Annotated in this window: 7 protein-coding genes; all 7 read right to left on the reverse strand. The window is 69.1% G+C overall.

Annotated elements, in window-relative coordinates; all coding sequences use genetic code 11:
• Positions 1 to 12: 12 nt before the first annotated feature.
• Positions 13 to 2040: an amidase gene (locus HRJ34_RS16280; protein WP_208631835.1), complete on the reverse strand. Its 2028-nt coding sequence runs from the start codon at positions 2038 to 2040 to the stop codon at positions 13 to 15.
• Between the two features lie 15 nt (positions 2041 to 2055).
• The gene (locus HRJ34_RS16285; protein ID WP_208631836.1) at positions 2056 to 3750 is read right to left on the reverse strand and encodes an amidohydrolase; all 1695 of its coding nucleotides are present in this window, start codon (positions 3748 to 3750) and stop codon (positions 2056 to 2058) included.
• A gap of 16 nt (positions 3751 to 3766) precedes the next feature.
• Positions 3767 to 5476 (reverse strand): amidohydrolase, encoded by a 1710-nt coding sequence (locus tag HRJ34_RS16290; RefSeq protein WP_208631837.1) that lies wholly within the window; start codon positions 5474 to 5476, stop codon positions 3767 to 3769.
• A gap of 20 nt (positions 5477 to 5496) precedes the next feature.
• A complete protein-coding gene (locus HRJ34_RS16295) occupies positions 5497 to 7077 on the reverse strand; it encodes an MBL fold metallo-hydrolase (protein ID WP_208631838.1) in 1581 nt (526 codons plus the stop codon).
• Positions 7074 to 8753, reverse strand: a complete 1680-nt coding sequence (locus HRJ34_RS16300; RefSeq protein WP_226948815.1) for an amidohydrolase — start codon at positions 8751 to 8753, stop codon at positions 7074 to 7076. The genes HRJ34_RS16295 and HRJ34_RS16300 overlap by 4 nt, the downstream gene beginning before the upstream one ends.
• Positions 8754 to 8887: 134 nt before the next feature.
• Positions 8888 to 10564 (reverse strand): amidohydrolase, encoded by a 1677-nt coding sequence (locus HRJ34_RS16305; protein ID WP_226949206.1) that lies wholly within the window; start codon positions 10562 to 10564, stop codon positions 8888 to 8890.
• Between the two features lie 123 nt (positions 10565 to 10687).
• Positions 10688 to 13030 carry a TonB-dependent receptor gene (locus HRJ34_RS16310; RefSeq protein WP_208631840.1) on the reverse strand — a complete coding sequence of 781 codons (2343 nt, stop codon included), beginning with the start codon at positions 13028 to 13030 and terminating at the stop codon, positions 10688 to 10690.
• Positions 13031 to 13057 lie beyond the last annotated feature (27 nt).

Consider the following 13057-nt stretch of genomic DNA (forward strand, 5'->3'; position numbering starts at 1 on the left):
AAAGCGAGGCCATCAGGCGATCCCCCCCACCACCTGGTAATCGCCGGTGCTGCGGCCGCCGGGCGCCGTGTGCAGCGCGACGACGATCGAGCCGTAAGGCCCGCGCCAGCGGCTGTGCAGCCGGCTATGCGTCTCCATCGGCAGGCGCGCCTCGCCGGAGAAGCGGCGGCCGTCGCGCCGGACCGAGAGCGGCCGGCCGTTGACGAACAGGCGGACGTCGCCGGCATCGCCGCCGACGATCTCGCCCTCCACCGCGATGCCGCAATGGCCGCTGTCGTCGACCGGGAGCAGCGTCGCCCGCCAGTCGAGCCGGCCGGCATCGCCCGAGAGCACCGCCCGCGCCGCGCCCGCCAGCATGCCCTCCTCGGGCAGCGGCGGGGTCCGGCGCGGCGGCAGGACGCGCCGCCGGCTCGCCTCGAACGCATAGGCATAGGCGAGCAGCGCATTGTCGTCATAGGCGCGGCCGGCGAAGGTGAGGCCGACCGGCATCGCGATGTCGGCCATCATCCCCATCGGCACGGTGACGGTCGGGACGCCGAGATGGCGGATCGCCTGGTTGCCGTTGGCGACCCAGACGCCGTTGCGCCACGCCGCGTCCTGCGACAGCGGGTTGATGTCGCTGTCGGCCGGACCGATATCAGCGACCGCCGGGAACACCACCGCGTCGAGGCCGAGGCCGGTCATCCAGTCCTCGAGGTCGATCCGCCGCGCCCGTTCGAGCCCGGCTAGCCCCTCTTCGAGGAAGGCGATCTCCTCGCGCGGGGTCACCCCGTCGCGCGCCGCCGCCTCGGCGAAGGCGGAGAAGGGCGGGATGCCCTCATAGCGGTCGGGCAGGAAACCGGGGATCGCGGGCAGGATCTTCTCGCCGTCGACGTCGGCCAGCCGGTTCAGCTTGGGATCGCCATTGGCGCGGAGATAGTCGTCCCAGGCGAAGATCGTCAGGTCCCAGCCCTCGGCCTTGGGGAAGCCTTCGGGGACGAGGCCGCGCTCGACCAGCCGGTTGGCCGGCAGCGGATCGGCCTCATAGTTGGAGATCAGCGGGAAATCGACCTCGACCACCTCGGCGCCGAGCGCCTTCAGGTCGCGTTCGGCGAGGCCCCACAACTCGACGATGCTCGGCCGCGTCGCGATCGGGCGCGGGCCGCCGGGGTCCTTGTTGATGTACATGCGCGGGATGCCGATCCGCTTGCCCGCCAGCGCATCGGGATCACGGAGGCTCCGATAGTCGGCCGGCCGCACCTCGGACGCCTTGGGGATCGCGACCGCGCCCTGCTGGCGCCAGAAATCGCCGCGCGTCTCGGCATCGTCGGCGACGAGGACGTCGAGCAGTTCGAGCAGGTCGTCCATCGACCGCGCATAGGGGACGACGACGTCCATCGTCGCGATCAGCGGCCAGTTGCCCCGGATCGAGATCACCCCGCGCGACGGCGTATAGGCGGCGAGACCGTTGTTCGAGGCCGGCGCGCGGCCCGACGACCAGGTCTCCTCCGCCAGGCCGAAGGCGGCGAAGCCGGCGGCGGTGCCGGTGCCCGACCCGTTCGACGATCCCGAGGCGAAGGCGGCGGTCAGGAAATGCTCGTTATAGGGGCTTTCGGCGCGGCCATAGACGCCGCGCTGCATGCCGCCCGCCGCCATCGGCGGCATGTTGGTCAGCCCGATCAGGATCGCCCCCGCCGCGCGCAGCCGCGCGATCGCATAGGCGTCCCGGCCGGCGATCAGATGCTCGAACGCCGGCGATCCGCTGGCCACGGCCAGCCCCTCGACCGCATAGCTGTCCTTGGCGAGATAGGGGATGCCGTCGAGCGGCCCCAGCGTCTCGCCCCGCGCGCGCCGCTCGTCGGAGCGCCGCGCCTCCTCGAACATCGCGGGGTTGAACAGCGGGACGGCGTTGAGCGCGATCCCGTGCCGGTCATAATGCGCGATGCGGTTGAGGTAGAGGGTCAGCAGCTCGACGCTGGTGAGGCGGCGCTCGTCGAGCGCGCGCCGCAGCTCGGCGAGGCCGGTCTCCATCGTCGAGGGATGTCGGATGTCCCGGGACACGCGTTTCCCCCGGCCTCAGTCGGCGGTCAGCGGCGGCGGATTGGCCGCGTCATAGACCAGCTCGCCGTCGATGAAGGTCATGCGGACCTTGGTGTCGTGGATCTGGGTGGCCGGAACCTTGAACGGGTTGGTCTCGGTCACGACGATGTCGGCATGCATGCCGGGCTCGATCGAGCCGACCTGATCACGATCGCCCATCGCCGCCGCCGCGTCCGACGTGAAGATGCGCAGCGCCTGGTCGAGCGTGACGCGCTCGTCGGGGGCGATCGTCTTGTCGCCGCCGCCCGGCTTCTGGCGCGTCACCATCGTCTCGATCGCGATCCAGGGATTGACCGACGGAACCACCGACCAGTCGGAGCCGGCGATGACGTTGGCGCCGGTGTCGAGCGCCTCCTTGATCGGGATGAAGCGCTTCATCATCTCGTCGCCGACCGCGTTGCGGACGTCGACGTCGGTGATCGGCGTCGGATACCAGATATAGGGCGAGAACTCCCAGGTCATGTGCAGCGCCCGCACGCGCGGGATGTCGGCGCGGTCGACGAACGTGTTGTGGCCGACCTCGTGCGCCGACCCGCCCCAGCCGTTGACCTTGCGGGCATGTTCGACCGCGTCGAGCGCCGACCGCACCGCCGCGTCGCCGACGGCATGGAACTTGACGTGGAGGCCCATGCGGTCGAACCGCGCGATGCCGTCGTTGAGCGCCGCCTGCGGGATCATCAGGATGCCGGTCCCGTGCGGATCGCCATGATAGGGATGCAGCATCGCCGCCGTCTGGCTCTCGGTCGGCACGCCGTCCATGAAGACCTTGACGCAGTCGGCCTTGAAGCGGCCGACCGTATAGTCGGCGCGGGTGCGGATCAGCATCTCGCCATTGGCGTCGCCGGGCGACCAGACGATGCAGCCGCGCGCGCGTTGCTTGATGATGCCGTCGCGCGCCAGCCCGGACAGGGTGCGGACATTGCCGGTGCGGACCGAGGCGTCGGTGAAGGAGGTGATGCCGTAGGACAGCATCTGCCGCGTCGACAGCGTCATCGCCTTGCGCTTCAGCGCGTCGGACGGCTCGGGCATCGCCTTGTCGAGCAGGCCCGCCGCATTCTCGCGGAACAGGCCGTTGGGCTCGCCCTTCGCGTCGCGCTCGATGATGCCGCCGGCCGGGTCCCTGGTGTCGCGGGTGACGCCCGCCGCGGCGATCGCCTTGCTGTTCGCCCACAGGCTGTGGTGCGCCTCGTCCGACAGCAGCACCGGGTTGTTCGGCGCGACCTTGTCGAGGAAGCCGCGGTTCTGCTGGCCCTTGGCGAAGGAGCCGGCCGACCAGTTGCCGCCGACGATCCAGGCGCCCGGCTCGGCCTTCGCCGCGCATTGCTTGATCCGGGCCGCGATCACCGCCGGCTTGGCGGCGTTGGGGAAGCCGCAGGCGAACTGTTCGAGCCCGGCGAACTGGGTGTGGACGTGCATGTCGTGGAGGCCGGGGAACACCGCCGCGCCCTTCAGGTCGACGACCTTCGACGCCGCGCCGCGCCAGGCCTCCGCCGCCTTGGCGTCGCCGACCGCGACGATCACGCCGTCGCGGATCGCCAGCGCCTCGGCCCAGCCGCCGGGGGTGTAGACCTGCCCGTTGAGCAGGATCGTGTCGGCCGGCGCCTCGGCCATCGCCGCGCCGGCCAGGAGCATCGCCCCGAGCGCCGTCGCCCTGGCTGCCACACCCATCATCATCGTCTCCTCTTCGTCATTCGGCGGTCAGCGGCGGCGGGTTGGCGGCATCGTAGACCAGCTCGCCGTCGATGAAGGTCATGCGGACCTTGGTGTCATGGATCTCGGTGACCGGAACCTTGAACGGGTTCTTCTCGGTCACGACGATGTCGGCATGCATGCCGGGCTCGATCGAGCCGACCAGGTCGCGGTCGCCCATCGCGGCGGCGGCGTTCTCGGTGAACATCCGCAGCGCCTGGTCGAGCGTGACCTTCTCGTCGGGGCCGACGCTGTTCGCGCTGCCGCCGGGCGACTGGCGCGTCACCATCGTCTCGATCGCCAGCCAGGGATTGACCGAGGGGACCACCGACCAGTCGGAGCCGGCGATGATGTTGGCGCCCGTCGCCATCGCGTCGGCGATCGGGGTGAAGCGCTTCATCCGCTCGTCGCCGACCGCCTTGCGGACATCGACGTCGGCGATCGGCGTCGGATACCAGATATAGGGCGAGAATTCCCAGGTCAGGTTGAGCGCGCGGGCGCGCGGGATGTCGGCGCGGTCGACGAAGCTGTCATGCGCCAGCTCGTGCGACGATCCGCCCCAGCCATTGACCTTGCGGGCATGCTCGACCGCGTCGATCGCCGCGCGCACCGCGCCGTCGCCGGCGGCGTGGAACTTCATGTGCAGCCCCATCCGGTCGAAGCGCGCCACCGCCTCGTCGAGCGCGGGCTGCGGGACCATCAATATGCCCTTGGCCTTGGGATCGTCGGCCGCGATCCCCTGATAGGGATGGAGCATCGCGGCGGTGTGGCTCTCGGTCGGGACCCCGTCGAGCATGAACTTGACGCAGTCGGGCTTGAAGCGCGGCTTGGCGTAGAAGGCGCGCGCCGCGATCAGCCGCTCCGAATCCTTGTCGTCCGGCGCCCAGAAGATGCAGCCGCGCACCCGCTGCTTGACGATGCCCTCGCCCGACAGGTCGGACAGCGTCCTGAGGTTCTGGGGGTCGAGCCAGGCGTCGGTGAAGGAGGTGATGCCATAGGACAGCATCTGCCGTGTCGCGAGGGCGAGCGCCTTGCGGTTGAGCGCCTCGGTCGGCGCGGGGATGACCTTCTGGACGGCGAAGGTTCCCGCCTCGCGCAGCACGCCGGTGGGGTTGCCCTTGGCGTCGCGGTCGATGACGCCGCCTTCGGGGTCCTTCGTGTCGCGGGTGATGCCCGCCAGTTCGAGCGCCTTCGAATTGACCCAGCCGCTATGGTGCGATTCGTCGGACAGGAAGACCGGGTTGTTCGGCGCGACCTTGTCGAGGAAGGCGCGGTTCTGCTGCCCCTTGGCGAACACCGCCGCCACCCAGTTGCCGCCGATGATCCACGCGCCCGGCGCGGCCTTGGCGGCGCATTCCTTCACCCGCGCGGCGATGGCGGCGGGCTTGGCGCCATAGGCGAAGCCGCAGCTATATTGTTCGAGGCCGGCCGACTGGACGTGGACGTGCATGTCGTGGAGGCCGGGCAGCACCGCCGCGCCCTGCAGGTCGACGACCTTCGATCCCTCGCCGCGCCAGGCCTCGGCCGCCTTGGCGTCGCCGACCGCGACGATCACGCCGTCGCGGATCGCCAGCGCCTCCGCCCAGCCGCCGGGGGTGCGGACCTGTCCGTTGAGCAGGATCATGTCCGCCGGCTTCTCCGCCGCGAACGCCCCCGCCGCGACCAGCGCGAGCGCCCCGCCCGCCAGCAGCTTCGCCATCATCCGCATCGTCGCTCCCCCTCCCATCGTCACAATGTCGCCAGACCTTCGGTCTCGGCCCCGAGCTGCCGCAGGAAAGCCTCCAGCTCGGCCTTGCGGCCCGGCATCAGCGCCTTGCCCGCCGGCGACAGCACCCGCGCCGGCACCTTGGCCAGATTGTCCTCGAGCATCTTCACCACGTCCGGCCCGTCGGGCTTGCCGCCCTGGGCGTCGGCGAGCGCCATCACCCGCGCGACGCCGACCGCGCCGAGCCAGTCGAGCGCATCGGCGTCGTGCAGGTAGAGCGCCTCGGGCGTCTTGGGATCGCGATCGAACATATGGGTGCGGATCGCGGCGCGGACCGCGTCGATCTTGCCCTCGGGAAAGCCGCTGCCCTTCAATATGGTGTCGACCGTGTCGGCGGCGCGATCGGCATGGTCGACGCCCGCCGCTTCCCATTTCGGAAAGGCCGCCATGTCGTGCAGCCAGGCCGCCGCGAACAGCACGTCGTCGTCGAGCCGCACGCCGTCGGCGCGAGCGAGCTGCCGCGCCAGCGCATAGTCGCGCGCGCTGTGCGAATAGCCCCAGGCGGGGTTGCGGAACTCGGCCGCCGCGAGCGCGCGGACCGTGGCGCGCCAGCCCGCCTCGGCGCGATGGCCGACCGTCGTCGGCCGCACCGGCACATGCTCCATCGCGCTGTACTTCAGGAAGAAGTCGGCCTGCTTGTAGCCGGGATAGAGCGCGACCATCCGGGCCATCGCCTCTTCGGGCGTCTTCGCCGCCGCCGTCACCCGCAGGAAATCGTCGATATAGCGGACCGAGGGATCGAAGATCCGCATGTCGCCCGGGTCGCCATGGCCCGGATAGACGATCGGGTCGAGCCGGGCGTAGCGCGCCTTCATCCGCAGCAGTTCGGCGCGCCAGTCGAGCAGGTCCTCACGGCTGATGTCGTCGCCCATCCAGAAATGGACGCCGTTGTAGCCGAGGTCGGACAGGAACAGCGCGTTGAGATCGGGGCTGTAGACGGTGGTGATATGCGGCGCCTCCGCGCGCGCGTGATCGGTGTCGAGTTCGAGCGTGCCGCCGCCGACCATCTCCAGCCTCGGCGAGGCCAGCACCTCGATATTGCGCTCATAGTCGAAGCCGTCGGGATGGTCGGCGGTCTTCGGCTTGAGCGCGGGATCGAGCGGCGGCTCGGCCCCGGTCTCGCCGCCCGTGTCCATATAGACGGCGTAGCGCTCGATATCGGTCTTGATGTCCCGGTTCGCGACGACGATCCGCGCGTCGGGGAAGGCCTCGCGGAACACCGCCATGCCGGTGAAATGATCGGTGTGGCCGTGGCTGATCAGGATGTGCGTCAGCGGCAGCTTCATCGCCTTGATCGCGGCGGCGAGCTTGCGCGCCTCGGCGGCCTTGCGCTGCACGTCCATCACTACCAGCGAGCGGCCGTTGGAGAAGATGAACGAGTTCACGGTGGCGAAGTCACCCTTGTAGACCGTGACCGTCATCGGATGCCGGGCCGCCGCGACCGGCGGCGCGGCGGACGACGCGGAAGGCGCCGCCGCCACGCTCGTCAGCAGGACCAGCGCGCCGCTGCGCAGAACGGCGCGCGCGATCCCGCCGGGGCTCATTTGCCGGCGGTCCCCGAGCGGTCGAACACCACCGCGCCGTCGATATAGGTCTGCTGCACCTTGATGCTGTGGATCTGGGTCGGCGGAATCTTGAACGGATTCTTGTCGACGACGATGAAGTCGGCGCGCTTGCCGGCCTCGATCGACCCAAGCTCCTTGTCGAGGCCCATGCGGGTCACCGCGTTGATCGTGAACATGCGGATCGCCTGCTCGACGGTGATCGCCTCGTTCGGGCCGAAGCTCTTCGCGCTGCCGCCGACATTCTGGCGGGTCACCGCGGTCTCGATGCCCAGCCAGGGATCGGGCGCCGGGATCACCGCCCAGTCGGACCCGGCGACGACCAGCGCGCCCGAGGCGAAGCCTTCCTTGATCGGCCAGACGCGCTCGATCCGCTTGGCGCCGACCGCCATGGTGATGTCGTCGTTGATCGGCTGCGGGTCCCACAGATAGGGCGAGAATTCGAGCGCGGCGTTGAGCGCCTTGCCGCGCGACATGTCGGCCGGGTCGACGAAGGTCTCGTGGCCGACCTGGTGCATCGGGCCGTTCGGGCCGTTGACCTTGCGGACATAGGCGATCGCGTCGAGCGAGGCGCGCACCGCCGCGTCGCCGGCGGCGTGGAACAGCACGTTCAGGCCCTTGCGGTCCCATTCGGCCATGCGCGGCTGGAAGGTCGCCGGATCGAACAGCAGCAGCCCCTTGGCCGGCGCGTTGGGCTGGCCCGCCTCATAGGGCGCCAGCATCGCGCCGGTGTGGCTTTCGGTCGGCACGCCGTCGGCGAACACCTTGACGCAGGTCGGCTTGAACCGGTCGCGCGTATAGGTCGGGATCGCCGCGATCGTCGCTTCGAGATCGGGGTTCACATGGCCGGCATGGCTATAGGCGATGCAGGCCTGGACATGCTGCTTGAGCTGGCCTTTGTCGTAGAGCGCGTCATAGACCTCGAGGTCGTCGCGGAAGGCCATCGCCTCGACATAGCCGGTGATGCCGTAGGACAGCAGCAGGTCGAGATTCTTGCGCAGCGCCGCCTGGGTCAGCTCCTGCGACTGGGGCGGGACGTGCCGGAGCACCAGGTCGCGCGCCGTCTCGCGCAGGATGCCGGTCGGGTTGCCGGCGGCGTCGCGCTCGATGATGCCGCCCTCGGGGTTGGGCGTGTCGCGGGTGATCCCCGCGATCGCCATCGCGCGGCTGTTGACCCACAGGCTGTGGCCGCTGATGTCGAACAGCAAGGCGGGCCTGCCCGGGGTCGCGGCGTCGAGCGTCGCGGCGGTGATCGGGGTGCCGGTCAGCACCGACGACTGCCACTGGCCGCCGGTCACCCAACCGCCCTGAGGCTGCTCGTTCGCGCAGTCGGCGACGGCGGCGAGGAACGGCTGCGGGGCGAGGTCGGGCGAGATACGGCAGCTGCCCTCCCCGCCCTTCGCCTGCAGCACCGGGTGGACGTGCATGTCGTACAGGCCCGGCAGCACGGTGCGGCTGGCGAGGTCGACCTGCGCGGCGCCCGGCGCGGCCTTGCGCACCTCGGCGTCGCTGCCGACCGCGACGATGCGGCCGTCGCGCACCGCGAAGGCGGTCTGCCAGCCGCCCGGCGTATAGACCTGTCCGTTGGTGTAGACGGTGGTCGGCGAAGCCGCCTGCGCCGCCGACACGAGCCCGGCCACCGCGGCGGCCGCCATCATCCGCCGGATTCCGTTCCGAATTCCCGCCGATCCTGAAATCATGATCATCTCCCTTGATCGAAAGCCGATGCGGCCGGCCTGCGCGACGGCGGATGCGCGAGGCGACCAGCCGCCCGCCCCGCCGCCGGCACGGCCTATTTCGCGTAGATCAGTTCGCCGCCGACATAGCTCTGCGTGACGACGACGTTGTGAAGATCGGTAGCGGCGATCTTGAACGGATTGCGATCGAGGACGATGAAGTCGGCGACCTTGCCGGCCTCGATCGTGCCGTGGCTGTCGGCATAGCCGAACTGCCTGGCGGCGTTGATCGTGAAGATGTCGATCGCTTCCTTGAGGGTGATCGCTTCGTCCGGGCCATAGACCTCGCCGGGGCGCTGGTTGTCGGGCGCCTTGCGCGTCACCAGCGTCTCGATGCCGATCCAGGGATTGGCCGACGGAATCACCGACCAGTCGGAGCCGGCGACGACCAGCGCCCCCGAATCCAGCCCCTCGCGCACCGGCCAGACGCGCTTGATGCGCTCGGCGCCGGAAGCCTTGATGATGTCGTCGTTGATCGGCGACGGGAACCACAGATAGGGCGAGAATTCGAGCGTCGCCCGGATCGCCTTGGCGCGCTTCATGTCCTCGGGCTGGATGAAGGTCAGGTGGCCGACGTCATGGGTGGGTCCGTCGGGGCCATTGGCCTTGCGCGCCGCGGCGATGGCGTCGAGCGCGGTGCGCGAGGCCTGGTCGCCGGCCGCGTGGAACTTGACCGTGACGCCCATCTTGTCGAGCCGGGTGACCAGCGGATCGAGTTCCGCAGGCTGGACGAGCAGCAGGCCGCGCTTCGGCTCCTTGACCTCGCCATGCTCGTCGGGGGCATAGGGATCGATGAGGGCCGCGGTGTGGCTTTCGGTCGGAACGCCGTCTTCGAAGACCTTGACGCAATCGAGCTTGAAGCGGGCCGAGCCGTAGCGCTCGCGATCGGCGATCGTCCGGTCGAAGGCGCTGTTGTCGCCCCATGTGCGCCCGTAGACGAGACAGCCGCGGACATGCGCCTTGAGCTGGTTGCGCGCCGTCAGCGTCTGATAGGCCGACAGCCCATCGGGGGTGACCACCGCGTCGACGAGCGCGGTGACGCCGTAGGAGACGAGCATGTCGATGCCGGTCTTCAAGGCCCGGACATTGTCCTCCGCGCTCGGCGCCGGAATCTTCTGGCGGACGAGATGGGCCGCGCTTTCGCGCAACAGGCCGTTCGGTTCGCCCGATGCGTCGCGTTCGATGATCCCGCCCTTGGGATCGGGCGTGCCGCGCGCGATGCCCGCGGCCTTCAGCGCCAGGCTGTTGGCCCAGCTGCTGTGGCCGCTGATATCGGTCAGCGAGACCGGATTGTTCGGAGCGATCGCGTCCAGCATCTGCCGGTTGGGAGGGGTGTCGCCGAACGAGCTCGCCGCCCATTGTCCGCCGACGATCCATGCGCCCGGCTTGGCCTTCTTCACGCAGGCCGTGACGGCGTCGAGGATCTGCTGCGGCGTCGACCCCTGCTCGAACTTGCATTGCTGGAGCGAAAGCCCGGCCCCGAGCGGATGGACATGCATGTCGTGGAGACCGGGCATCACGGTCTTGCCGGCAAGATCGACGATGGTGGTGATCGCCGGATAGCGTTTTTTCAGCGCGGCCCCATCGCCGACGGCGGCGATGCGGTCGCCCTGCACCGCGATCGCATCGACCCATCCCGAGGGGGTGTAGATTTCCCCGCCGCTCAGGATGAAATCGGCCGCCTGCGCGGTGCCGGAGGCCATCGACGCGATCAGGATCGGCCCCGCCACCATCATTCGCCGGATTCCCTTCCGAATCCCGGCCGAGCCTGAAACCATGATCGTCTCCCCTGTCCCTGTGGATGGAGGGAGCCGCGGCGGCCTCGGCCGGCCGCGGCTCCCCCTGCCTGCGTCCGCCTAGAAGCGGTAGGCGATGGTCGCGCCGAAGGTGCGCGGCCGCACGACATATGATTTGTAGACCGTGGCATTGTTGTTGTCGCGGGCGCGACGGCCCTGCCAGACGGCCTGGTCGAGCAGGTTGTTGACGAACAGCGACAGGTCGATGCCGTTGATGCGGTAGCCCGCGCGCATCGACAGCGCCTTGAGCGCCGGCGCGTTGCTCAGCGTCGGATCCGTGCCGCCGTTGCGCGGATCGATCCCCGGGGTCAGGCTCGACTGCCGCGAACGATAGTCGAAGTCGGCGCGGACGTAGGAGTCGTGGTGGTCGCGCAACGACAGGTCATACTGACCGTGCACCGACACCGTCCACGGCGGCGACACCACATGGTTGCCCTTGGTCACCAGCGGCACCGTGGCGAGCGGGCCGCCGAAGAAGGTGTCGAGGAACTTGGCGTTGGTGTAGCCGACCTCGGCCTGGACGGTGAAATCGTCGGTCAGGCGATAGTCGAGCTGGAGGTCGAAGCCGCGGCTCCGCGCCGAGCCCAGATTGGCGGTGAACTGGAAGCCGCAGCCGCCGAGGCCGACGACCTGCTGGATGTTCTTCCAGTCGATCTGGTAGACGCTGCCCTGCGCGCTGAAGCGGCTGGTGCGGGTCTTGAGGCCGAGCTCGTAGCTCCACACCGAGTCCGAGTCATAGGTCGTCGGGCGGCCGTTCGGATAGCCGAGCGGATCGAGATCGCTGGCCTGGCAGGGGACGCCGACCTGCGGGTTGTAGCCGCCCGGACGGAAGCCCTTCGAGGCCGAGGCGTAGACCAGCGTGCTCGGCGTCACCTGGAACTCGGCGCCGAACTTCGGCGTGAAGGGCTTCTCCTTCTGGCGGCCGACGTCGGTCACCGCCGGGCCGACGACCGGCCCTTGCGCGAAGGAATTGATGTTGAACTTGGTCTGGCCGTAGCGCAGGCCGACGGTCAGCGTCAGCCGGTCGACCGGCTTGAAGTTGACCTGGCCGAAGGCGGCGATCTGCTCGTCCTTCGAGCTGGTCGCCTGGTCGTAGATCAGCCGGCCGTTGACCAGCGGCGGGAAGATGCCGACCAGGAACGGCGCGTACTGGAACAGGAACGGATCGTCGACCTGCTGGATCGAGACCTGTTTCGCCTTCTGGTAGAAGCCGCCGACCTGCCAGGTGAGCATCGCGTCGCGGTCCGACGAGGCCAGCCGGATTTCGCCGGTGGTGATCTTCTGCGTGTTGACGAAGTCGCTGAAGCCCTGCTGGTTCGGGAAGATCGGCAGGGTGATGCCGGTGAACAGGCTCTGGTCGAACAGCGTGTAATCGGACCGGAAGGTCTGCTTGCGATCGAAATAGGAGGCGATCGCGGTCAGGTCGACCGGGCCGAACGCATATTGGACGTTGAGCGTCGGCAGGTAGAAACGGTCGCGGCCATTTTCCTGGACGCGGTTGCCGTTGAGGAACTCGCCCTTGTCATAGTTGGAGAACTGCGCGTCCGGCACGCTCGGGTCGGCGCGGACATTGTCCCAGGTCTCCGGGCTGTCGTTGGTGTAGACCTTCTGATAGGCGATCGACGGCGTGATCTTCAGCTCGGGCGTCGGCTCCCAGGTGAAGGCGATGCGGCCGACATAGCTGTTCTGGTAGTTGCTGTCGTCGGCGACGACGCCCTTGTTCTCGAAGCGGACGCGGTCGATCCAGCCGCCGTCGCGGCGATAATAGCCGCTGACGCGAACGCCCAGCTTGTCCTGGATCAGCGGCACGCCGAGCGCGAGGCCGGCCTCGTAGCTCGGCCCGCCATCCTCGGTCATCGAGAATTCGGTGCGCGCATAGCCCGACGACTTGGTCGTGCTCGGCTGCGGCGAGATGAAGCGGATCGTGCCGCCTTCCGATCCCGCGCCGAACAGCGTGCCCTGCGGACCGCGCAGAACCTCGACGCGCTCGAGGTCGAAGATCACCGGATAGGTGTTGCCGCCGCTATAGCCGAGCGCGCGGATCTGGATCGGCGTGTCGTCGATATAGACGCCGGTGGTGGCGGCGCCGGCGGTCGAATTGATGCCGCGGATCGAGATGTTGGTGGTGGTGTTGGTCGCTTCGAACACGACGCCCGGCGTCTGGCGGATGACGTCGGCGAAGTCGCGGACGCCGCGGCTGTCGAGCTTCTCCTGCGAGAAGGCGCTGACGCTCAGCGGCACCTTGCTCAGCGATTCGGACTGGCGGGTCGCGGTGACGACGATGTCGCCGCTATACTGCTCCTCGGCCGGCTGCTCGGCCTGGGCGAGGGCGATCGCCGGCAGCATCAGCGCTGCGACGGCAACCGACGACTTGGTCCAACCAAGATACGAATGCTTCTTCATAAGAACCCCCTTCTGTCTGCCTCGATC

Source organism: Rhizorhabdus wittichii (genome assembly GCF_017607425.1).
GTDB lineage: Bacteria > Pseudomonadota > Alphaproteobacteria > Sphingomonadales > Sphingomonadaceae > Rhizorhabdus > Rhizorhabdus wittichii.

Coding starts and splice junctions, on each gene's coding strand:
- HRJ34_RS16285 (WP_208631836.1), bottom strand. CDS start 3,750: ATGATGGGTGTGGCAGCCAGGGCGACGGCGCTCGGGGCGATGCTCCTG.
- HRJ34_RS16290 (WP_208631837.1), bottom strand. CDS start 5,476: ATGCGGATGATGGCGAAGCTGCTGGCGGGCGGGGCGCTCGCGCTGGTC.
- HRJ34_RS16295 (WP_208631838.1), bottom strand. CDS start 7,077: ATGAGCCCCGGCGGGATCGCGCGCGCCGTTCTGCGCAGCGGCGCGCTG.
- HRJ34_RS16300 (WP_226948815.1), bottom strand. CDS start 8,753: ATGATGGCGGCCGCCGCGGTGGCCGGGCTCGTGTCGGCGGCGCAGGCG.
- HRJ34_RS16305 (WP_226949206.1), bottom strand. CDS start 10,564: ATGGTGGCGGGGCCGATCCTGATCGCGTCGATGGCCTCCGGCACCGCG.
- HRJ34_RS16310 (WP_208631840.1), bottom strand. CDS start 13,030: ATGAAGAAGCATTCGTATCTTGGTTGGACCAAGTCGTCGGTTGCCGTC.